Source organism: Bifidobacterium sp. N5G01 (assembly GCF_002742425.1).
Lineage (GTDB): Bacteria > Actinomycetota > Actinomycetes > Actinomycetales > Bifidobacteriaceae > Bifidobacterium > Bifidobacterium hominis.
Genome location: NZ_NJNP01000003.1, coordinates 192,926 through 215,999, shown reverse-complemented (window position 1 = coordinate 215,999; position 23,074 = coordinate 192,926). Strand labels below are relative to the sequence as shown.

General features: G+C 58.7%; 15 protein-coding genes, 1 tRNA gene and 1 pseudogene. 4 read left to right on the top strand and 13 right to left on the bottom strand.

Annotation, left to right across the window (positions count from 1 at the left end):
- The first annotated feature begins 228 nt into the window (after positions 1–228).
- A complete protein-coding gene (locus CE168_RS06575; protein ID WP_099571628.1) occupies positions 229–1,800 on the top strand; it encodes an alpha-amylase family glycosyl hydrolase in 1,572 nt (523 codons plus the stop codon).
- A 71-nt stretch (positions 1,801–1,871) separates the two neighbouring features.
- Here CE168_RS06575 and CE168_RS06570 read toward each other — a convergent pair whose 3' ends face one another.
- The 9 genes and pseudogenes from CE168_RS06570 to fbaA form a co-directional block, all read right to left on the bottom strand.
- Positions 1,872–2,528: a YesL family protein gene (locus CE168_RS06570; RefSeq protein WP_080788059.1), complete on the bottom strand. Its 657-nt coding sequence runs from the start codon at positions 2,526–2,528 to the stop codon at positions 1,872–1,874.
- Between the two features lie 140 nt (positions 2,529–2,668).
- Positions 2,669–4,183 (bottom strand): sucrose phosphorylase, encoded by a 1,515-nt coding sequence (gtfA, locus tag CE168_RS06565; RefSeq protein WP_099571627.1) that lies wholly within the window; start codon positions 4,181–4,183, stop codon positions 2,669–2,671.
- Positions 4,184–4,558: 375 nt separating this feature from the next.
- A complete protein-coding gene (locus CE168_RS06560; protein WP_099571626.1) occupies positions 4,559–5,644 on the bottom strand; it encodes a LacI family DNA-binding transcriptional regulator in 1,086 nt (361 codons plus the stop codon).
- A gap of 214 nt (positions 5,645–5,858) precedes the next feature.
- Positions 5,859–6,224, bottom strand: a pseudogene (locus CE168_RS06555) (ABC transporter substrate-binding protein); the annotation flags it as partial.
- Positions 6,225–6,272: 48 nt separating this feature from the next.
- Complete coding sequence (locus CE168_RS09040; protein ID WP_003832500.1) at positions 6,273–6,668, bottom strand: fluoride efflux transporter FluC; 396 nt, start codon at positions 6,666–6,668, stop codon at positions 6,273–6,275.
- On the bottom strand, positions 6,668–7,732 hold the full coding sequence (locus CE168_RS08945) for a fluoride efflux transporter FluC (protein WP_180753733.1): 1,065 nt from the start codon (positions 7,730–7,732) through the stop codon (positions 6,668–6,670). The genes CE168_RS09040 and CE168_RS08945 overlap by 1 nt, the downstream gene beginning before the upstream one ends.
- A 186-nt stretch (positions 7,733–7,918) precedes the next feature.
- Positions 7,919–9,502: a ClC family H(+)/Cl(-) exchange transporter gene (locus CE168_RS06545; RefSeq protein WP_003833659.1), complete on the bottom strand. Its 1,584-nt coding sequence runs from the start codon at positions 9,500–9,502 to the stop codon at positions 7,919–7,921.
- Between the two features lie 23 nt (positions 9,503–9,525).
- Complete coding sequence (locus CE168_RS06540) at positions 9,526–10,812, bottom strand: adenylosuccinate synthase (RefSeq protein WP_080788054.1); 1,287 nt, start codon at positions 10,810–10,812, stop codon at positions 9,526–9,528.
- A gap of 185 nt (positions 10,813–10,997) precedes the next feature.
- Positions 10,998–12,065 carry a class II fructose-bisphosphate aldolase gene (gene fbaA, locus CE168_RS06535; RefSeq protein ID WP_033512850.1) on the bottom strand — a complete coding sequence of 356 codons (1,068 nt, stop codon included), beginning with the start codon at positions 12,063–12,065 and terminating at the stop codon, positions 10,998–11,000.
- A gap of 308 nt (positions 12,066–12,373) precedes the next feature.
- On the opposite strand from fbaA, the gene CE168_RS06530 reads away from it, so the two are divergent.
- Both CE168_RS06530 and CE168_RS06525 read left to right on the top strand, forming a co-directional pair.
- A complete protein-coding gene (locus tag CE168_RS06530; RefSeq protein WP_099571624.1) occupies positions 12,374–15,073 on the top strand; it encodes a YhgE/Pip domain-containing protein in 2,700 nt (899 codons plus the stop codon).
- A gap of 2 nt (positions 15,074–15,075) precedes the next feature.
- The gene (locus CE168_RS06525; RefSeq protein ID WP_099571623.1) at positions 15,076–17,400 is read left to right on the top strand and encodes a YhgE/Pip domain-containing protein; all 2,325 of its coding nucleotides are present in this window, start codon (positions 15,076–15,078) and stop codon (positions 17,398–17,400) included.
- Positions 17,401–17,542: 142 nt separating this feature from the next.
- On the opposite strand, the gene yddG is transcribed toward CE168_RS06525, so the two are convergent.
- From yddG to CE168_RS06505, 4 genes are all read right to left on the bottom strand, one after another.
- Positions 17,543–18,499, bottom strand: coding sequence for an aromatic amino acid DMT transporter YddG (gene yddG, locus CE168_RS06520; RefSeq protein WP_099571622.1), 957 nt, complete (start codon positions 18,497–18,499; stop codon positions 17,543–17,545).
- A 255-nt stretch (positions 18,500–18,754) separates the two neighbouring features.
- Positions 18,755–18,828 (bottom strand) — tRNA-Gly (locus CE168_RS06515).
- 104 nt (positions 18,829–18,932) lie between these two features.
- Positions 18,933–20,033 (bottom strand): zinc metalloprotease HtpX, encoded by a 1,101-nt coding sequence (gene htpX, locus CE168_RS06510; RefSeq protein WP_099571621.1) that lies wholly within the window; start codon positions 20,031–20,033, stop codon positions 18,933–18,935.
- 292 nt (positions 20,034–20,325) lie between these two features.
- Positions 20,326–21,780 (bottom strand): FAD-dependent oxidoreductase, encoded by a 1,455-nt coding sequence (locus CE168_RS06505; protein ID WP_099571620.1) that lies wholly within the window; start codon positions 21,778–21,780, stop codon positions 20,326–20,328.
- A 281-nt stretch (positions 21,781–22,061) separates the two neighbouring features.
- Here CE168_RS06505 and CE168_RS06500 point away from each other — a divergent pair, with 281 nt between their 5' ends.
- Positions 22,062–23,072, top strand: coding sequence for an asparaginase (locus CE168_RS06500; RefSeq protein ID WP_099571619.1), 1,011 nt, complete (start codon positions 22,062–22,064; stop codon positions 23,070–23,072).
- The last annotated feature ends 2 nt before the right edge of the window (positions 23,073–23,074 follow it).

Here is a 23,074-nt window from a genome sequence, read left to right as displayed (position 1 = left end):
GATGACTTTATCAAACCGGTTCGAGCCTTGTCAAACCGGTTCGAGAAAACCTTGGAAAGCCCCTCATCATCGGCGTGTCGCAACGCCTTGAAGCGTTGCAATCATTGATTGATTACAGTTAATAAAAAATGGCGTGCGGTATAATGACCATCAAAACCGCACAGCCCGTCCCAACACCTGTGATACAGCTGTGCATCGTAACGAAGACGTGCGTTTTACGGAGGACAAATGGCATCCTGGCTCAACAATGCGATTTTCTACGAGATCTATCCGCAGTCGTTCAACGATACGAACAGCGACGGCATCGGCGATTTCCAAGGCATCATCAACAAACTCGACTACATCAGCAACCTCGGCTGCAACGCAATCTGGATCAACCCCTGTTTCGACTCATCGTTCTACGATGCCGGCTACGACGTACGCGACTACTACACCACCGCCGAACGCTACGGCACCAACGAAGACCTGCACCGACTGTTCGACCGCGCACATGAATTCGACATGCACGTGTTGCTTGACCTGGTGCCAGGGCACACCGCAATCGACAATCCATGGTTCCTGGAATCCGGCAAAGGCACGCGCAACGCATGGACCGACCGCTATATCTGGCGTCCGATGACACAATCGCCGAATCTGAATTCGCCATACGAATCAATCCGAGGCTTCCTTGGCGGCATCGCGGAACGCCCCGACGCCGCGGCCGTCAACTGCTTCTCCACGCAAGCGTGCCTCAACTACGGATTCGGAACCGTCACCGAAGACTGGCAGTTCGCCGCCGACTCACCCGAAGCGCAAGAGGGACGCCTGCTCATCCAAAACATCATGGATTTCTGGCTCGGACTAGGCGCGGACGGTTTCCGCGTAGACATGGCCGGCAGCCTCGTCAAGGAAGATCCCGACTATTATTGGACCAAACAGCTGTGGCGTCAGGTGCGCGCACACCTGGACGAAACCCACCCCGATGCCGTGCTGATCTCGGAATGGGGCGATCCAGTCAATGCGCTGCACTCCGGATTCGACATGGATTTCCTCCTACATTTCGGTCCCTCGCACTACCTCGACCTGTTTCGAGAGAACCCGTATTTCTCCGCCTCCGCCAACGGTGACATCAAGGCGTTCGTAGACACATATCAGGCCATGCTCGCCGACACCAAAGAACTGGGATACATCTGCGTGCCGTCGGGCAACCATGACATGATCCGCATGCGCGACACTCTCACCCCAGACGAGATGAAACTCGCCTTCGCGTTCCTACTGACCCTGCCCGGCTGCCCGTTCATCTACTACGGCGACGAAATCGGCATGCGCTACGAGCACGGGCTACTGTCGAAGGAAGGCGGCTACGAACGTACCGGATCACGCACGCCGATGCAGTGGAATCGCAATACCAACGCCGGTTTCTCGGCGGCGCACAGCGGAGACCTGTATCTGCCGATCGACCCCTCCGACGACCGTCCGGACGTGGCTTCGCAGGAAGGCGACGCAGCGTCGCTGCTAGAAACGGTACGGTCGTTCAACACCTTGCGACTGGCTCATCCCGCGCTGCAGGCCGACGGAGCAATCGTATTCCTACATGCCGAGGACCATGCCCACCCACTGGTATACGCGCGCAGCGCAGGCGACGAGCGAATCGTAATCGCCATCAATACGTCCGACGCCGACGCAAGCTGCACGCTGCCCGACGATTACGCGGACCAGCTTGCGCACGCCGACGTCCTGCTGGCGGTTGGCGACGCAGCGGCCCGCTGCGACGGCACCTTGCTGCATACGCCCGCCGGCAGCGCGACGATATTCGGATAAGTCACAATATACGATCAGGGGGCATTTCGACCAAGTCGCGAAATGCCCCCTGATTACTGTGGAAGGCTCGTTCAGGAACGCTCAACCTTACGCCCCTTCGTATCGATCTCACCATCGACACGGCGAAAAATCCAGTTGTAAATCCATGCGCAGCAGTATTGCGGTAGCGAAATACCCATCATCAGCAATAGCGGAATAGCGTAGACGAAAAACTGCACGTATAACGCGGCGAAAGCGGCAAGTATCACCAGCATGCACAGCGTGCATGGGAAGAAGCCAAGCGCGAGTTTCGCCGCGTTCCTCAGCATCGTCGACGTGGGATTGTCGTAACGGGACAGCAACGGGAAAAAATACTGCGCAATCGCAATGATGACCAGTCCGGCGAACACCACGACGATCATCATCGGAATACGCAAAGCGTCCGACGACCAAGCGAGCATGCCGTCGACCGTCAGCACCGCCGCAGCCAACAGGAATGCCAGCCACGGCAGCAACGACTGCTTGAGGTTGCGCTTGAACGAGTCAAAAAACTGGCGCGACACATACGTCTCCTCATGACGGACCATGTGCCACAGCACGTTGTGCATTGCCGTGAACGAAGCGCCAGCCGTAACGATCGGAATGCAGCAGAGCAACGTGAGCACGTTAAGGATGATGAGATCGAACAACACACCCATGATGGTGAAGAACATGTTGTCCTGATCGAACAGGTTCGACATCTTTGACATACTGCACACCTTACCCGCTTGTGCTTGGATTTCAGCTGATTCTCGGGAAAAACGATTTCTTGAGAACCAGAATGCGAATCGTCCTTCCTGAAGGAGAGGTGACAAGAAGGACGATTACAGATTTATGGATGCACGCGCGATCAAGCGACGACCGGTGGGTTGATGATCAGATCGTCCGTACGATGTTCACCCGCGGAATCACGCCATGCGAGCGTGGCGACCGGCGTGGTGTTCTCCACACCAAGACCGCGACCCGGCTCGAACGTGAGCGTAGCCTCGGTAGTTGCGCCCTTCCACGTGAAGCTGATGGACGTGTCACCGTCGGCGCTGTACGAAAAGGTTCCGTCGAACGCGTCAATCTCATTGCGGAACTTGGCGAGCGCATTCAACGCCTTCACCACCGGACGCTGCAGATTCTCATCAATCTCAGCAGTGGAATAGTAGTGACGATTGATATCGCGGCCATTGTTGGTCTTGCGCAGCAGCTCCATGTCGTTCTTGCCGGCAAGCGCGCCAACATAGTAGACCTGTGGAACGCCTGGCAGGAAGAACTGCACTGCGCGAGCCGCAATATAGTGCTGATCGTTGCATCCCAGCGCCGAATAGTAGGTGCTGTTGACCTGATACAGATCAAGATTGGACGCGGCAGCGCCGGTAGCGGCCTGCGATTCGCCGTGCGTGTTCGCGTGAATGGTGTTGACGAGATTGTCAACGTCCTCATCAGGCACGAGCCCCTTGAGCGAACGATCCAACTGGTCGGAACCAATATCGATCACTCCGATGCCATCATGCGTATCGAGTACGGTGACGGCATTGTTCGGACGGATGTCGGTCCAATGCGCGACCGGCTCAACGTGACCGGTATTCAACGAATGCAGCAGCAGCGGCGGAAGCGCGAAATCGTAGACGCGATCGACCTTCGATGCAATCTCAACCTGCTTCTTGTAGTAGGAATGCACTTCGATGAGGATTTCCAGACCGCGCTTGACACCCTCTTCACGCAGGCGGGAGATGAGCTTGAACGTCTTCGGAGTCATGAAGCAGCTCGTGCCAGCTTCCTTAGCGCCGTAGCCGACGGCGTCGAGACGAATGTAGCTGACGTGGGATGCGGCCATCTGATCGAAGATGGACATGAGGTATTCCCAGCCCTTGTCGGAATCGGTGTCGATGTCCACCTGCTGCGGGGTGAAGCTGACCCATACCAGACGGGTCTTGCCGGCGAACTTGTAGTGGGTGAACGGCAGGCCCGGGCGCGGGCGGTAAATGCCGGCCAGATCCTCTTCGGTGGCGCCGTTCGGGAAGACGGAGCTCATGGTCAGAAACATCGGGTAATACTCGGATTCCTCACCTTTTTCAAGCACGTCTTGGAACTGCTTGGATTCCCAGCTCATGTGGTTGACGATGGCATCGACCATGATGCTGTGGGTCTTGGAAAGTTCAGCAACGTCGTCCCAGCTGCCGAGACGCGGGTCGACTTTGGTGTGGTCGATCGGGTCGAAGCCTGCATCCGCACCATCGAACGGAGTGAAGAACGGCAGGATATGCACGCCGTCATACACGCCGTCGAAGCGGGTGCGCAGGATGTCGGTCATCGAGCTAAGAGTGCCATCGCCGAGACGATCGGCGTATGTGATGAGTTGCACTTTGTTTTTCATGGGACCTCCCTTGGTTCATGGATGCAGGTGCAATGTGTGCGCAGTGTATGCGTGCTTTTACATACTTGTATGTATCGAACCGGTTTGATATTACCTCGAAAGGGACGTTGATGTCCAGTAATACCGCAAAATGCGCGTGTCGAACCGGTTTGATGCGGTGTTCTACACAACCCAGCCTGTCCGACCCCAATGTGTCCGTTTCTGCAGAATCGGACATCCAAACATCTCACACATCACACATGTCCGATTCAGCAGAATCGGACACATATGCACAAGTCGGATGATGAGCACGACTATCGACGGGCGTCCGCTGGTTGTGGACGCCGCTGAAATCGATGCGATCCACACCGGGCACACGCATGAAGACGCGCAGCATCAACGCGTGGTATCGCCTGGCACCAGCGTCATGGGAATAAGCACGTTCGGCTCGAACGGCTTGGGGATGTTCCTGCGTGAAGCGTTAGCCGCGGCCACTTCCTCATTGGCAATAGCCTGCACGATATGGTCGGCCACCGACTGTGCGATCGCCGCGAAATCCTGCGCGGCCGCGGTCAGCTTCATGCCGGCCAAATCAGTCAAATACGTACCATCGTAGGCAACGATCTGCAGCTCGTCAGGAATGGAAATTCCGCGGCTCAACGCTTCGCGCACGCAGAACGACGCACCAATATCGGAACTGACCACGGCATCGACGCCGTCGGCCGTCACCTTGTCGAGCGCATTGTTGACCGCACGATGATAGCCGGCAAAATCCATCACTTCGCCAGCTTCAACATACTCGTATTTCACGCCTGCGGAGGTCAATTCCTGTTCCAACGTGAGGTAATAGCGCACCGTCGGGAACGTGGTCTTTCCCAAATCGAACGGTCCTTCCTCGACTTCTCCGCGCGCAGCCAAATCGAAGAATTGACCTCGCGGACCGCCAATCACCACCACATGTTTGACACCATTGCGGATCAGCATCTGCGCAATCAATCGCCCACCCTGCTCGTGGTCGGATCCGATCGACGAAATACCGTCTCCAAGCACACGGTCGAACGCGACGATCGGGCGATGAATCGACGTCCAATAATCGCCGGGATGCGAAGTGTGCGCACACATGACGATGCCGTCCATCATGTGCCGACGCAACATGTCGACATACTGGATTTCGCCGCCCGCCTCATCTGCGGTAGAGCACAGCATAGTGCGTAATCCTTGCGCAGCGAGCGCATGCTGCAGATGTGCGGTAAACGTTGCAAAGAACGGGTGGCGGATGGTGGGCACGATGACGCCGACCAGATTCGTACGATCATGATACAGATTGCGGGCAAGCTCGTTCGGCACATAATTGAGCAGTTGCATGGCTTTGCGCACACGTTCGCGCATGTCATCAGACACGTACCCGTTGCCGTTCACCACCAGCGAGACGGTGCTCAGAGACACCCCGGCCTTCTTCGCCACATCGCGCATACCGACCATGATCACACCTTCCCCGTCATCACTGTTCTATCGCTGTATTCTCACGTGCTTACCGCTAATATTACATTCATTTACATTCTCTCGAACCTGTTCGACAGTCCGGTGTGTATATCGTTCGCCGGGGGCACCCCTAACTTTATTTCCATCATGTGATTTTCATGATGCCCTCTTGAAATCACATTCATGGGCCACTTTTGCGCTGCATTCGATACCGCATCGATGGAATATTGGCCTGAATGGTCTTGCCGTCAGCACTGCCGCCTTTCTGCGCAGCGAGAGCCGCCAGAATAATGCCATCGTAGGTTTCAGCACCATACGTGGTGGTATTCTTCAGATCCACATCAGTGGATTCGAGACGCTTGATGAAATCGTCAGACGGGTTGGCGCCAGGAATGGTGCCCTTCGAACCTTCCAACAGGCCGGCGTCAAGCTCACTCGAATAGTCGGAAGTGTTGCCGTCAACGAAATACAGCTTCTTAGTGTCGACTCCCACGGAAGCGAGGGCCTTCAGCAGCGGCTTGGTCCGGTCGAATGCAATCACCAGCGTTGCATCCGGACTGGCGGCCTTGATGGCGGTTGCGCCCAGCTTCTTTCACGTTACTCAGCGACCGTCCGTGTAACGTGAAAATTACGCCGGATTGGCGAGCAGCGCAATGCCGAAACCGGTGGCCACGCAAATGAGAGGCACCGCGACGGTTGCTATTCCATAGCCCAGAGCCAGCGTAAAACGACGCTGGCGAATCAATGAAACCACTTCGTTGAGCGCCGTGGAGAATGTTGAGAAACCACCGAGAAATCCGACAACGAACATCATGACCGTGTCCATATCCACCGATTGCGAATAGTAGGACATCATGGCGATGCCTGCGCATAGCGAGGCGACGCCGTTGATGACGAGCGTGGATAACGGGAAGTTGCGGTTCGTTCTCCGATTCTCGCGGTTCCAGCCTCGTTGAATTGACACGTCGAGCACGTAACGGGCCATGGCGCCCAGACCGCCGAACAGACAGATCATCCACATCATCAGCGCACCTCCCCGGTAGCCGGGTCGGCGACAAGCGAAATCTCCGCAGTGATCGGTTTGGGCTCGAAGCTGGGCGGAAGCAGGTTGGCCGGCTGCTGGATTGGTTGCGACTGCTGGATCGGCTCGGGCAGCTGCCCCAAGTCTGGAGTATCCGGCTCGCGCAACAACGGCTGCGATGACTGTGCCAGCTGAGGAACGACCAGCGGAGGAATCTGCGGAACGCGGCCTGTCTGCATAGGCTGGATGGCAGTCGACGGCACGGTTGGCGTTTCGACTCGCGGAACCTGTCCCGTCTGTGCAATCTGCTGGGCCGTCTGCGCGGCCTGCTGCGCCGCCTGCGCGGCTTCCATTGCGGCCTGCGCGGCAGAACGCGCCACGTCGGCCACTTTCACATGGCGTACGCCCTGCGTGTCCGATTCGGCAGAATCGGACACGGAAACAGCTGAAAACGCACCCCGAACCCGCTTTCGAGTACTCCGTGACAGCAGTGCCTGCATCAGAACCACGCCGGCGGTGGCAGTGAGCAAACCACCTGCAAAATTTCCCGCAAGATAGCCAAGCGCACTGGCGATATGCCGCTCGTGCAAACCTTCCATCGTTTCCAGCATCACGCCGGACATAGTCGAAAGCCCGCCGAGCAAGCCGAGCCCAACACCACGGCTGACAACCTGCCGCACCCGGCGACGCAGCCACGAAGCGGTCGCCATGAATTCGGTCAGCATCGCGAACAGGAAGCAGGCGACCATATTCGACACAAACGTGCCCACAACGAACGGCGTCCCGCCAACCGACGGCAGAAGCATATCCAACGCATGCCGACAGCCGACTCCAACAAATCCACCGACGAACACCACAACATACATCAGTCCGTCGGCGAGCGGATTGAACCGCGCCTGCATACGTTTCATCGGTGCCAGGGGAATCGTAGGCGGATCCATGGTGTTAGCGGCGGGCGCGGTTGTACCAGCATGCGTCACCTCAACAGCGTCGATTGCCTGCGTGATAGGATGCGAGTCCTCACCCGCAGTCACCACGTCTCCCAGCGATTGTTCTTGCGATTCCATTGCGCTCCCCCTGTACTGGCCTTCCGTGGACAGCGTTGTTCCGCCCATAGGCCGTGCAACAACGAGCTGGGCCGCGGTTGCTGCCTTCCTAACGCATATGAGTTTACACGGAGCGCAAACGTATGCACCCTAGATATCCGATTCCGCAGATTCGGACATCCAGAGTCCAGCCGAATTCAGCCAGGCTCAGTCAAGCCGGGCATCACACAGCCGCCGCATCGCAGGTCGCACCTCGCGCTCCTCCTCGCCACTGAACAGCACCACCAAATAGTCACCGGCACGCAGCCGCGTATCACCGCGCGGCACGATCTCACTTTCGCCGCGACGCAGGCCGATGATCAGACACCCAGACGGCCAACGCACGTCACGCACCCGCTTGCCGTCCGCAATCGCCCCCATTTCCAATGGCAGTTCCATAATGCCGCTGCCCACATGGCTTGCGATCGCCATCTGCATGCCTTGCGCGCGCACATACCGCTCCAGCAACTCCCCATAGATCGGTTTGGTGCGCAGCAGATCGGACACCAACAGCGCGATGAAAGCGACGGCCGCGACCGGCAGCATGTGCGTCAACGTTCCAGACATCTCCACAGCCAACAGAATCGACGTGATCGGCGTTTTCACGGACGCGGCGAGCGTGCCCGTCATCACGCACACCGCAAACACCGCCACTGCGTCGGATGGCAGATCACCGAATCGATGCAACACTTCACCGCAGATGCCGCCAGCCAACGAACCGACCGCAAGAATCGGCATGAAAATACCGCCAGGCGCGCCTGAGCCGAAACTCGTGGATGTGAACAGCATCTTCGCCACGAACAGCAGACACAGCATTCCCAAGCCGACGCGCGCATGTTCGGCGGTATCAATCAGATTCGAGCCGCCGCCGAGCACATCGGGCAACCAGATGCCGACAGGCAACGCGATCGCAATCGCAATCATCGGGCGGCTCCATGCCGGCAGTTTGCCGTACAGCGTCTGGAAGCCAAGCAACGAGCGGTTCATCAGCGAACCAACCAAACCGGCCACCAATCCCAACGGAATCAGCCACACATACTCTTCCAACGACAGCTGACCGATATCACCGAAATCCAAAACCGGACGCAGACCGAAACAGTATTTTGAGACGAAATCGGCGGTCAGCGATGCGGCGGTGGCGCCCATCAGAATCGCAGGGGAAAAACTCCGATGCACCCCTTCCAAAGCGAACATCATGCCGGACAGCGGCGCGCTGAACGCGGCGGACAAGCCGGCCGCGGCACCGGCGGTGACCAGATAATGCTCCTGCATGTCCTCACGGCGGCGGCCGCGCAAACGGTGGGACACACACTGCGCGCCCGACGCACCAATCTGAATGGACGGCCCCTCACGGCCGAGCGACAGACCAAACAACGCGCCCAACAGTCCGCCGACGAAACGGACTGGCAGAATCGTCTGCCAACGCATCTTCAAGCCGCATATCACCACGCCGTTGGTCTGCGGGATGCCACTGCCACCAGCCATCGGCTCCTTGCCGACCATCCACGCGATCGCCAGCGCGGCCGCCACCGCGGCAACCGCCCACGGCGCAATCAGCCACGGGGTCTCGCGAATCCGCGCATATATCCAACGGGACGCATCCGTGCCGTATTCGATGCCGAGACGGTATACGACAACCAGCAATCCTGAAACCAGACCAATGACTATGCCGGCCGCCGCCATCTTCCACTTCAAGTGGTCGAATCGCGGAATCAGCCGGCGGATATCATGTGCCGCGTCGTTACCAGTCAAGCCGGGAAATTCGTTGCAGACGGTCAGTCGACCAGCGAATTGATCTGGATGACATGGTCGCGCTGTGGGCCGGTGCCGATCACGGAGATACGGCAGCCGGACAGATCCTCAAGACGCTTGACGTAATCCTGACAGGTCTTCGGCAGATCATTGAAGTCGTGGATTTGGGAAATATCCTCGTCCCAACCCGGCATGGATTCGTAGATTGGTTTCGCCGCCGCGAATTCGGACTGATCAGTAGGCATATCGTCGCGGCGTTCGCCGTTGACATCATAGGCCACGCACAACGGGATTTCCTTCAGGCCGGTAAGCACGTCAAGCTTGGTGAGCACGATGTCGGTCAGGCCGTTGACCTGAGCCGCATAACGATTGACGACCGCATCGAACCAGCCGCAACGACGCGGGCGACCCGTAGTCACACCATACTCATGACCCTGCGCACGCAGCCACTCGCCATCCTCGCCAAACAGCTCAGTCGGGAACGGACCCTCGCCTACGCGGGTCACGTACGCTTTGGAAACGCCGATCACGCGGGTGATCTTGGTCGGGCCGACACCGGTACCGGTGCATGCGCCGCCGGCGGTCGGGTTGGAGGATGTGACGAACGGATACGTGCCGTGATCCACGTCGAGCATGGTGGCCTGTCCGCCTTCGAACAGCACGGTCTTGCCTTCGTCAAGTGCCTTATTAAGCACCAGCGAGGTGTTGGCCACGTACGGCTTCAGACGTTCGCCGAGCTTGAGCAGCTCGTCGGTAGTCTCGTCCACGTCGATCGGACGACGGTTGTACAGCTTGACGAGCATCTGATTCTTCTGATGCAGGCTCGCCTCGACCTTGTCATGCAGATGTTCGGCGTTGAACAGGTCGTGTACGCGGATGCCGACGCGGTTGATCTTGTCCGCGTAGGCCGGACCGATGCCGCGGCCGGTGGTGCCGATCTTATGCTTGCCAAGGAAGCGTTCGGTCACCTTGTCGAGCGTGCGATGGTACGGCGCGATCACGTGCGCGGCTTCGCTCACCAGCAGTCGGGAGCAGTCCACGCCACGGCTTTCAAGACCATCGATCTCCTCGAACAGCACTTCGGGATCGACGACGACGCCGTTGCCGATCACGGGGGTCACGTTCGGGCTGATGATGCCGGAGGGCAGCAGGTGCAACGCATACGATTCGTCGCCGACCACCACGGTATGGCCCGCGTTGTTGCCGCCGTTGAAGCGGGCGACGTAGTCGACCTTCGTGCCGATCAGATCCGTTGCCTTGCCTTTGCCCTCGTCTCCCCACTGGGCACCGATCAAAACAATTCCAGGCATATTGTTGCACCTCCGTGCGTACGCGATTCTGCCTTAAGCCTTGCGCCTAAAGCCTTACAAAGGTTACTCTTCACCCTCTACCGTGTCTGGGGGATGCTCACGGCTCCGGACCGACCGTAATCGGATTGCAACCGGTCCGAAAAACAGACCAGAAAACGCCCGAAAACAGTTCGAAAGACCGTTGGCTAGTTCAGCGCGCGCCCGGCACTGCCGAGCTGCTTGCATGCTTCGACCACACGCGCGGCCATCGCAGATTCAGCTTCACGACCCCAGGATCGCGGATCGTACAGCTTCTTGTTGCCCACCTCACCGTCGATTTTGAGCACCGAATCATAGTTGGAGAACATGTGACCGGCCACCGCACGGCTGAATGCGTACTGCGTATCGGTGTCGATGTTCATCTTCACCACGCCGTAGCTCACGGCCTGCGCGATCTCCTCCGGCGCGGAGCCGGAACCGCCGTGGAACACCAGGGCGAACGGCTTACCGGGAGCGACATCCAGCGAGTGCGCGGGGGCGGGCATTTCGCCGGCCTTGATCGCGAGCGCGACCGTGGTCTGGATTTCGTCGAGCAGTTCGGGGCGCAGTTTCACCACGCCCGGTTTGTATGCGCCGTGCACGTTGCCGAAGGTGAAGGCGGCCATGTAGCGTCCGCGCTCGCCGAGGCCGAGTCGTTGCGCGACGGCGATGCCTTGCGCGGGCGTGGAATACAGTTTGTCATTGATTTTGGCGCTGTGCCCGTCTTCTTCGCCGCCGACCGCGCCGATTTCGATTTCCAGCACGGTGTGCGCGGCTTGGGATTTGTCGAGCAGTTCTTCTGCGATGTCGAGGTTTTCGCCCAGCGGCACTGTGGAACCGTCCCACATGTGTGACTGGAAGGTCGGTTCCTGACCGTGCTTCACCTGTTCGACTTCATGGTCGAGCAGGGGGCGCACCCATTCGTCCAAATACTGTTTGGCGCAGTGGTCGGTGTGCAGGGCGATGGTGATGTTGGGGTATTTCGCCGCGACTTCGTGCGCGAAGGCTGCGAAGGCAAGCGAGCCGGTGACGCGGTCGTTGACGCGTTGCCCGGAGAAGTAGGCGGCGCCGCCTACGGAGACTTGGATGATGCCATCGGATTCCGCCTCGGCGAAACCCTGAAGTGCGGCGTTCAAGGTCTGCGTGCTGGTCACATTGATCGCGGGATAGGCGTAACCGCCGCGGCGTGCGGCGTCCAGCATTTGCGCATAACGTTCCGGCGTTGCAATAGTCATGCCTCCATTATCGCCCAACCCTATCCCACTTGTCATGTGACAACATTCGCCATCTTTCCTTTCCGCTTTCCCGACCGTCCGCTCCATATCCAGGTCACCCGCCCCACTAGGGCCATATGCCGAGCGTTTTCGTCTCATATCCCGACACTTGCGGGACCGACCAATAAACATGGCGAAACCATTGCGATCGTTCCATCGGAAGTCATAGAATATCCACCGGATCGCGCGACGAAGAGCCCAACCGGGTATTCCCGCACGGGCATGCCGCCGCACGTAGATGTTGCGACCAATACCCACGAGGAGGCTTGATGCACCAGGTTTTCGCCATCTTCCTTCGAGACGTGAAACGCATTCTGAAGAACCCCGTGGCGCTCGTCGTCACGCTGGGTGTGGCCATCATCCCATCACTGTACGCATGGTGCAATATCCTCGCCAACTGGGACCCGTACGCGAACACGGGCAACATCCAAGTCGCTGTGGCGAACGAGGACAAGGGCACAACCTCCACGCTGGTCGGCCATCTCGACGCTGGCCAGCAGACCGTCAACCAGCTTAAGAAGAACCATCAGCTCGGCTGGCGTTTCGTTCCCAAGCAGCAAGCCATCGAAGGCGTGGAATCCGGCAAATACTATGCGGCGATCGTACTGCCGGAAGACTTCAGCTCCAGACTAATCGGCACCGTCACCGGTAAAGGCGACCGACCGTCGATCACGTACTACATCAACGAAAAGCTGAACGCGATCGCGCCGAAAATCACCGATACGGGCGCGACCACGATCGACGAGCAGATCAACACCACTTTCGTTTCCAGCGTGGCCGACGCCGTGGCAAAGGAAGTGAAGGAGGCAGCGGGAGAAACCACCGACAGCGTGAAAAACGCGCAAAGCGACGTCGTCAACGATCTGACCGACACCATCAACCAGCTCGAAACCGTCCAACAGCAGCTGCGCGACACCCGTTCCACGCTCGACAAGGCCCTCACCACCATCGATTCGGCCAAACAGTCCAACATCGCGCTCGCCTCGGAAATCACCAACTCGCTTGACACCGTCGGCAAGGCGTCCGACTTGCTGAGCGAGACGCGCACACAAACCGAACGATTCTCGAACACGCTGGTCGGAGCGCTCGACAACGGCAGCACGCAACTGTCCGGCCTGCAGGTCAACGTGAGCAATGCCACCGGCACCGTGCTCAGCGGACTGAACACTACGCAGGACGCGCTCGACCAAGTGTCCAGTACCATGCATCACGTCAACACCACCACCGGCAATGTGCTCGACGGCGTGGAGAAGGCGTTGCAGGCCAGCCAGCTGGATCCGAACAGCCAAACGTATAAGGATCTTTCCGCGCAGCTCACCGAAGCCCGCAAACAGCTGACGTTCCAGCAGCAGCGCATCGACGCCTTCGATCAGGACACCACGGCTACGATCAACGCGGGGAAGAACACCGCGAACGGGTTCAACGACGATGTCACCACGCTGGCGAAGAACGGCACGGCGTCGATGGCGAGCGCACGCACGACCATCACCGGCACGGTCATGCCGAATCTCAACACCGGGCTCGATACACTCAGCCTGGCCAATGGGTCGCTGTCCGGCACGCTTACCACGCTGCAAAGCACGCTGGAACAGGGCAACGGGCTGCTCGACCAGTTGTCGCGCACCGTGACCCAAACGAACGCCACCATTGCTGGCACACAGACGCAGCTCGCCAATCTCGCCAAACAGCTCAACACCACGCGCACCGATGTGGCCGCGTTGAGCAGTTCGGCGATGTTCCAGCAGCTTTCCCAAGCGCTCGGACTTGACGCGAGCGAGGTCGGCTCGTTCGTGGGCGAGCCGGTGCATTTGGACGAACAGGTCCTCTACCCAGTCAAAAACTATGGTTCCGCGGTCACGCCGTTCTACACGAATCTTGCGCTGTGGGTCGGCGGATTCGTGCTCGTCGCGATCTACAAGCTTGAAGTGGACCGCGATGAGAAGATCCGCATGTACACGCCACGCCAAGGCTATATGGGCCGTTGGCTGCTGTTCGTCACGGTCGGATTCCTGCAGGCGATCATCGCCACGATCGGCGATCTCGCGCTGGGCATCCAATGCGAGCATCCGTTCCTGTTCATCCTCGCCGGCATTTTCGCCTCGTTCGTCTACGTGAATATCATTTACGCGCTCGCCGTGGCGTTCCGGCATATCGGCAAGGCCGTCGCCGTGATTCTGGTGATCATCCAGATTCCGGGCGCGGCAGGCCTCTACCCCATCGAGATGATGCCGGAATTCTTCCGCCGTCTGAAACCGTTCCTACCGTTCACCTACGGCATCAACGCGATGCGCGGGCCGATCGGCGGCATGTATGCCAACCATTATTGGATCGACATGCTCTCGCTGTTCTGGTATCTGCCTGTGGCGCTGTTCATCGGCTTGGTGGTCCGCAAGCTGGCGTTGAACCTCAACCGCCTGTTCGACAACCGTCTGGCAGACACTGATCTGATGATCACCGAACATAACGAAGGCACGGTGGAACCGTTGCGGCTCACCGAGACCGCGCAGCAGATCGCCGAGGAGTTCCCCGAACTCGCCCGCAGACGGGCGATTCATTTCTTCCGCCTGTACCCGCGCCTGGTGCGTTGGGGATTCCTCGCGCTGGCGGTACTGCCGTTCGTGTTCCTGCTGTTGCTATTCATCACGCGCATGAAGCTCGCCATGCTGCTCGGTTGGATCATTTCGATCATCGCCATCGACACGTATCTCATCGTGGTGGAGTATCTGCGCGAACGGTATGCGAATTATCTGGGCGAGGAAGCGATGAGTGCGGAAGAGTTCCGCAGTGCGATCCTGCACGAGAACCTGCTGTTCCGGCCGGGCATGCATTACAAGCCGATGCATGCCGTACGTACGAGGCTGTATGAGGCTGCGCATGGTGGTTCAGCCGGACATGCGCCTGAACATGCGGCTGGAAACACGGACGGAAATGCTGGCAGGAGTCTGCGTGAGGAGGGGAACGAACAGTGAAAATGATCTGGGGCATCTTCAAGCGGGACATGTGCCACGCCACCCGCAACGTGATCGCCGTGATCGTCTCGATGGGTCTGGTGGTGGTGCCGGCGCTGTACGCCTGGTTCAACATCGCGGCCAGCTGGGACCCCTACGGCAACACCAAGGCATTGAAGGTCGCCGTGGCCAATAACGACAAGGGTTACAAGTCGGATCTCATACCGGTGCGCGTCAACGTGGGCGAAACCATCATCAGCACACTGCACGCCAACGACCAGCTGGACTGGCAGTTCGTGAAAAGCGACAAGGCAATCGACGGGGTGAAATCCGGCGAATACTATGCGGCAATCGTAATTCCGAAAGGTTTCAGCGCCGACATGATGACGCTGTTCTCCCCCGACATCAAACACGCGCAGCTCAAGTACTATCTGAACGAGAAAATCAACCCGATCGCCCCGCATATCACCGATCAGGGCGCGACAACCGTGGTCAACACGATCGACAAAACCTTCGCCAAAACGATTGCGCAAGTCGGACTCGACCTGGCCTCAAGCATCCTACACTATTCGCAAAGCCCGCAAATGGCCGAATACATGCGCAACCTCAACGGCAATCTCACCACCACGGCGGATACGCTGAGCGGCGCATCGCAGCAGGTGACGTCGTATTCGCAGCTGCTCGGCTCGGCGAACGACATCGTGGATTCCACGGGCAAACTGCTCGCCTCGGCGACCAAGGCGGGCAAACAGGCCCAGAACGCGTTGAAGCAAGGCAAATCAGGTGCCACGTCGCTCACTTCGGCAGGTGCGAACGTCACCTCCTCGGTGAACACCGCGCTCGACCAGGTGTCAGGCGCGTTCGACCAAGTAGCTGCCAAGGTGAACAAGGCGTTCGACGCGATCGGCAAGGGCTCAGACACCGCAGCCAGCCAGTTGACAACGTTGAGCGAACAAGTCTCCAGCGGCGAATCGCTGTACGACACGTACATCACAAGCCTCAACCACATGCGCGAATCGGTGGAACAACTACCGGACAGTGATTCCGCGAAACAGGCGCTGCTGGAAGCCATCGACCGGGAGATCACGCTGCTGGAAGCCGCCAAAGGCGATTCGCAGAAGCTCGCGCAGCAGCTGAAAGACGCTTCCACGCAGGTCACGCAGGATACCGCAGCCGCGGAAAGCTCCCGCAAGGAGATCCTGAACCGCATCACCTCCGCGAAGCAGTCGATCAGCAATGTGCGCGACGATTACGCCACGAACGTCAAGCCGAAAATCGACGCGCTCGCCTCCACAGTCAGCACGCTGATCTCCCAAACCGACAGCATAATCACCCAGCTGAGCGGCACCGCCGACGGTCTGGACGATGTGACGGGCGATGTGGGGACGAATGTGACGTCCATCCGTTCCACGCTCGGCGCGATCGCGAAGAAACTCGACTCGTCGGCAGCGACGGTGAAGGAGCTGATCACGAAGCTGGAGACGGGCGGGAACGCCGGTGACGGCAACAGCGATGGTGGCGACGGTGACAACGACGCCAGTTCGTCCGATTCGGGTGAATCGGACGAACTACGTGCACTGGCCACCGCCAACGCGTCCACACTGTCCACGCTGATTTCCGCGCCCGTCGCACTGCATCGCGTCTCGGTGTACCCGATCGCGAACTACGGTTCGGCCATGGCGCCGTTCTATACGATCCTGTCAATCTGGGTGGGTGCGATCATCCTGTGCGCCATGCTGAAAGTGACGATTTCGGACCGCGAGAAGGCGCATGTGCTGGGCTTGGGCGACACGCTGCCGCGCATCGCCGGCCCGTCCGGCCCGGGGAACGCCTCACGTTGGGGACTGCGCCTTGACCACGAGTATTTCGGACGGTACGCGATCTTCGCACTGCTCGCGTTGCTGCAGGGCACACTGGTTTGCCTGGGTGACACGTATTTCCTTGGCGTGCAGGCGAATCATGCGCTGCAGTTCCTTGCCGTGGGGTGGCTTGCCGCGCTCGTGTTCTCGAATATCGTGTATACGCTGACCGTGTCGTTCGGCGATATCGGCAAGGCCGTGGCCGTGGTGCTGCTGGTGATGCAGGTCGCCGGTTCGGGCGGTACGTTCCCTATCGAGACGCTGCCGAAGTTCTTCCAAATGCTCTACCCGTTCCTACCATTCCCGCACGCCATCGATGCCATGCACGCCGCGATGGCCGGATCGTACGGCAATGAGTACCTGCTTGACATGGTGTATCTCGCCTTGTTCCTGATTCCTTCGCTGCTGCTGGGATTGGTGTTGCGCAAGCCGGTGATCCGGTTGAACAACTGGGTGAGCCGCAATCTGGAGTCCACCAAGGTGATGTAACGAGGCGGATTTGACCGGGCTGGTTTGAGCCGGTTTAGATCGGTTTCGGCTGGTACACGGTCTGGAAGTCCGATTCGGGAGAAACGGACAACCAAGATGGGCGCATTACACCTTAGACGTCCGATTCTGCAGAATCGGACAATCAGCGGCGTCGCGCAAACCACACGTTGATCAGAGAACCGGCAACCACCAGCACAACACCGATCCAGAACGGCATGCCCAGCGCCACGCCCAACAGAAGCGTGCTAGAAGCCGTGGAAAACAGCGGAGTCGCGTACGAACCAATCGCAAGCGTTTCCATACTGCCGTGCAACATGCCGTATCCCCAGCACGCGTAGCCGCCCGAAATCGAAGCGGCGCACGCAATCAGCGCAGCATATCCACCGATGCCGGGCGCCGTGTCCGGCAAACCGTCTCCCGAAACGAAATGGATGGTCCACAGCACAACGGCCACACAACAGAAGAAAATCGTCGTGCCGTCGTAACCGCCGGACAACGACGGCGTAAAAGTCGCATAAATCGCCCAAATAAAGGCGCCAACAAACGCGAGCACATACGGTAGGGGGTTACTGGCGATATTGTGGACCGCTTCCCGCATATCAAGGCTTTCTCCGCCAACCGCCATCGCCACACCGATGGTTGCGATCACCGCGCCAGGAATCGCTTTGGCGACCGCACCACGTTTGTGCGACACGGCGGCGGTCATCAGCACCAGCAGCGTCGGCCACAAGTAGTTGACAAGGCTGACTTCCACGGATTGCGCGTTCGTTGTGGCCAGGCCAATCGACAGCGAGATTGACGCCTCGTATGCGATGAACATGAGTCCGCCTGCGATTAGGTACTTGCGTGGCGCTTCGCGGATTGGTTTCGGACGGCGCACAATGAACAGCATGACACCACCGACGGTGTAGACGAGCGCCGAACCGAGCGTGGCTCCGAACGATTCGGAAACGAGTCGCACGAGGCCGGCCATGAAGCCCCACAGGACGATTGCGAACAGGCCGATGAGTGTCGCCGCATGTGATATGGCATGGCCAAATAGGGGGGTACTGGGGCATTCGCCTGCGGATTCGGCGGGAAGTTTCTGATCCGTATTCACGGATTCCAGCCTACCTGCCGCCCACCCCGCATGTCCGATTCACCAGAATCGGACATTCCTGCGACCTGAGATGCCGCAAAGCATCAGCAGCTTGTCATAAACGTCGCATTCCACGCCACCATCTTTCGGCTGCATTGCGATTCGCAACCGAATTTTGCGACGCAACCGACAGTTGCGCGGCGCGAAGTTGATTTCACGGGTCTTTTACGGCAATAGAAAAACCCTTGGAATTCCAACGATTCCAAGGGTTTCGAATGGAGCGGATGACGGGAGTCGAACCCGCCTTTAAAGCTTGGGAAGCTTTCGTTCTACCGATGAACTACATCCGCAAGGTTGTGCCTTTTGGGCACGAAACTTCAGTTTAGCACGCAACGGATGCGTATGCGGACACAGACCGACATGCGATACCAATTTTCCGCAATATCACGGAGACTCAACCACGCGGCCGCTGCGAATAGTCGCGAGAATATCTGCCAGCCGAGCCGCCCGAATCATGCGCGGATCCATACTGCGTTCCAAATTGCAGTCCACCGGCACCAGCCATCGCAGAACGTCCGCCTTGCCGAATATCCGCCGCCGCAACGCCGCTCGTGGCATAGCCACCGGCCAAATATCCGGACTGCACGCCCTGCTGACGCATCTCCTGCCCCATCTGCATCAGCCGCGCAATGCGATCCGAGGTCGGCGGGTGCGTAGAAAACAGCTTGGAGAAACCTTCCGCCGAAAACGGATTGGCGATCATCATCGCAGCCACCGACTGCGTTCCCGCGGTCTTCTTCATCGGCATCGCGGCCGCGCCGCCGGAAATCTTGTTCAACGCGGAAGCGAGCGCCTCCGGATCTTCCGTAAGCATGGAACCATCTTCGTCAGCATCATATTCTCGCGTACGTGAAATCGCCATCTGAATAAGCGAAGCGGCAATTGGCGCAAGAATCGTACTCAACAGCACACCCAGCAATCCCAAGCCGCCGGAATCGGAACCTTCGCGGTCGTCACGGGAACGGCCGCCGCCGAAATACATGAGCGAATATCCGAGATACGAGATGACGGTGGCCATTGCGGACGCAATCGCGGATGTCAGGATGTCGCGGTTATAGACGTGCATGAGCTCATGACCGAGAACGCCGCGGATTTCACGTTCGTTGAGCATCTGCAGAATGCCCTGTGTGCAGCAGACCGCCGCATGACGTTCATTGCGTCCCGTTGCGAACGCATTGGGACTCATGGTTGGGGCGATATAAATACGTGGCATAGGTTTGCCCGCCTTCGCCGACAGTTCGCGCACGATTTTGTACAGTACCGGCGCTTCCTGCTCGCTGACTTCCTGCGCGTGCATGCTGGCGATCGCCAGCCTGTCGGAAAACCAGTAGGAGGCAAACGTCGATCCCAGACCGATGAGAATGTAGAATCCGAGCGTACTCTGACTGCCACCGGTCGCCCACCAAATGAGCATGATGACGCCCCACATCAACGCGAATAACAGCGTTGTCTTCAAGCCATTGCAATGGCCATGCACCTGCAATTTGCCGTTCATGGGCACCAGCGTAGAAACGGAGTCTGAGTTTTTGCTGGATATGCGCTGGAGACTGGGCCGTGGGAAGGACTAGGGGCAGTTGCGGAAGTTCGCACGCTCAGCTTCTCCCGGATGTCCGATTCTGGCGAAACGGACAAGCAGCAGGTCTTTCGCGCACATTACATGTCCGATTCACCAGAAGCGGACAAGTACAGGATAAAAAACGTCTTGGGTGTCCGATTCTCCAGAATCGGACACCCAAGACGCATGAAAAAAGTCTGAAACCTATCGGACCGGGTTTCAAACACCCACCTTAGGCGTGAGCCAGGGCGCGCATCTGCTCCGGATCGATGACCTTCTTATGCTCGCGGCCTTCCTTCGCACCTTCGGCACGTTCGAACGCGTCGACCTTCTTCCAACCGGCGAAGTCGATCGGCTTGACACCGCGCGACTCCAGCAGTCGGTCGATGGATTCCGGATCGCGGTCCGCCGCCACACGACCACCTTCGGCTGCCTTGGACAGATCCTCCAGCATGTTGGTGACGATGAGCAGCGCGTCGGACTTGGTGGAGCCGATCAGTCCGACCGGGCCGCGCTTAGCCCAACCGGTGGCATACAGACGTTCACGCACCTGCGCGCCGTCCTCGGCCGAAGCGGTCGTGGTGATGCGTCCGTCACCGTTCGCGTTCGCCAGATGCGCGTGACGCTCGTCGTACGCGATGCCCGGCGCGGTGGCCGGCTTGTAGCCGATCGCATGGTACACGGCCTGCACCGGATACTCTTCAAACTCGCCGGTGCGGCTCATCTTGCCGTCAGCCGACGTTTCGGTCTTCTCCACGCGAATGCCAACGACCTTGCCGTCCTCGCCCAGCACTTCGACCGGCGCGGAATTGAAGTGCACATAATACTTGCGATCAGCCGTATTACCCTCGTAATCCACGTCACCGTCATCTTCCATGTCTTCCGCCATCTCACGAATCGTGAACAGCTCTTCGACCATCTGACGGGTCAGCTTGTCTTTGCCGGCCTCTTCAATCGTGTCTTCATCCAAATCGAAATCGTCTTCGTTAATGATCAGCTGCACTCCCGGCAGCTTCTCCATCTCACGCAATTCCTGTACGGAGAACTTGGCTTGCGCCACACCGCGGCGGATGAACAGGTGCAGCACGCGAGCCTTGTTCGCCTTGACACCCTCGTACACATTGTCTGGAATGTCAGTGCGTTCCTTCAGATCGTCGGCATTGCGCATGAGTTCGCGCGCCACATCCATGGCCACGTTGCCACCGCCGATCACGGCGACTTCCTTAGCTTCAAGCGGCCACTCGCGAGCGCCGGTCGGATAACCGTCGTACCATTCCACAAACTTGGCTGCGCCATACACGCCATCCAGGTCAGCGCCCGGCAGTCCAAGCGGCTTGTCCTCAACGGCACCGGTGGCGAACAGCACTGCGTCGTAGCGTTCCAGCAGCTCGTCGAGCGTCACGTCCTTGCCGAATTCCACGTCGCAGTACAGATGGATGTCCGGATTGTCGAGCGTCTTTTCGAGCGCCGACGCGATGAATTTGATGGACGGGTGGTCGGGGGCCACTCCGTAGCGCACCAGGCCGAACGGCACAGGCAGCTTTTCGAACAGGTCGATGCGCGCGGCAGTGCCGAGGCCAAGCCCCTCGCCGAGCTTCTTCAACTGGCGCAAGAAAATGTCAGAGGAGTAGACGCCTGCAGGGCCGGCGCCGATTACAGCAATACGAAGTTCATTAGTTTCAGTCACGCGCTCTAGCCTAATGCATTCCCTGCATTTGCGACAGGGGTGCTTATGCACTTTCTTACGACTTCTTCGCCTTGTGCGCACTGGCGTTGGTGTTTGCACTGAATCCAGATGAATCCAACGTGTGGCTGCATTAATCGTACGCAATGAGCGCGGCAGATGCACGTACAATCGCAAGTAGTCGCAGAATCGCGGGATGTAGGAATCCGAAATATCGGAATTCGCCCATCCCGCAATCGCAAGCAAGTACTTATCAAGTACCAAGCAATCGTAAGAAGGTGGCAATGCGCATTCACATCACATATACCGGCGGCACCATCGGCATGATTGACTCGCCGAACGGCCTGATTCCGGGAGCCGACACTCGCGGATGGCTGTTCCGCCTGCTGGAGGACGCGCACATGGACGCAAGCCTGTTCACGTTCACCGAGCTTGATCCGCTTATCGACTCGTCGAACGCGACGCCTGACAATTGGCAGACGATGGTTGATGACTTGCGTGCGCATCATGATGATGCCGACGCGTTCGTGGTGCTGCATGGCACCGATACGATGAGCTATTCGAGCGCCGCGATTTCGTATGCACTGGCTGGTTTCGGCAAACCGGTGATTTTCACGGGCTCGCAGCATCCGCTCGGCAAAATCGAATCGGATGCCATTGCGAATGTCACGGGCGCGCTGAACGCCGCGATGAGCGGACGATTCCACGGTGTGGGACTGTTTTTTGGACATCACCTGTTTGCCGGAAATCGCGTGAGCAAGTCGTCGAGTTGGGCGTTTGAAGGATTTTCGGCGCCTTCCGTCGGACCGCTGGCTCGTACGGGCATGCCATGGCACTGGTATGCAGACGATGTTGCTTCGGTCGGTTGCGGCTGGACGTCACCTCAGCCTTACTCCCGTCACGATGTTGCTGTGATTGATATGACGCCCGGCATTTCCGCGGCGCGATTGGAAGCGATGCTTACGCCGCATCCGGAAGCGGTATTGCTGCGCGCGTACGGCGTCGGCAATGTGCCGAGCGACGAACCGGGATTGACCGACGTGATTGCCGACGTGCTGCATGACGATGTTCCCGTTGTGATCGCGTCGCAATGTCAGCAGGCGGAAGTGCTGCTCGGCCATTACGAGACGGGCGATGCGATCGCTCGTGCCGGCGCGATCGGAGCCGGTGATATGACGCTGGAAGCCGCGTATGCGAAAATCATGTTCCTGCTGTCACAAGGCGTGACCGGAGCCGACTTTGGCAAGTGGATGCGCGTATCGATCGCTGGAGAAATCTCGCCAAGCTCGTTGTAAAC

Coding starts and splice junctions, on each gene's coding strand:
- CE168_RS06575 (WP_099571628.1), top strand. CDS start 229: ATGGCATCCTGGCTCAACAATGCGATTTTCTACGAGATCTATCCGCAG.
- CE168_RS06570 (WP_080788059.1), bottom strand. CDS start 2,528: ATGTCAAAGATGTCGAACCTGTTCGATCAGGACAACATGTTCTTCACC.
- gtfA (WP_099571627.1), bottom strand. CDS start 4,183: ATGAAAAACAAAGTGCAACTCATCACATACGCCGATCGTCTCGGCGAT.
- CE168_RS06560 (WP_099571626.1), bottom strand. CDS start 5,644: ATGGTCGGTATGCGCGATGTGGCGAAGAAGGCCGGGGTGTCTCTGAGC.
- CE168_RS09040 (WP_003832500.1), bottom strand. CDS start 6,668: ATGATGTGGATGATCTGTCTGTTCGGCGGTCTGGGCGCCATGGCCCGT.
- CE168_RS08945 (WP_180753733.1), bottom strand. CDS start 7,732: ATGGAATCGCAAGAACAATCGCTGGGAGACGTGGTGACTGCGGGTGAG.
- CE168_RS06540 (WP_080788054.1), bottom strand. CDS start 10,812: ATGCCTGGAATTGTTTTGATCGGTGCCCAGTGGGGAGACGAGGGCAAA.
- fbaA (WP_033512850.1), bottom strand. CDS start 12,065: ATGACTATTGCAACGCCGGAACGTTATGCGCAAATGCTGGACGCCGCA.
- CE168_RS06530 (WP_099571624.1), top strand. CDS start 12,374: ATGCACCAGGTTTTCGCCATCTTCCTTCGAGACGTGAAACGCATTCTG.
- CE168_RS06525 (WP_099571623.1), top strand. CDS start 15,076: ATGATCTGGGGCATCTTCAAGCGGGACATGTGCCACGCCACCCGCAAC.
- htpX (WP_099571621.1), bottom strand. CDS start 20,033: ATGAACGGCAAATTGCAGGTGCATGGCCATTGCAATGGCTTGAAGACA.
- CE168_RS06500 (WP_099571619.1), top strand. CDS start 22,062: ATGCGCATTCACATCACATATACCGGCGGCACCATCGGCATGATTGAC.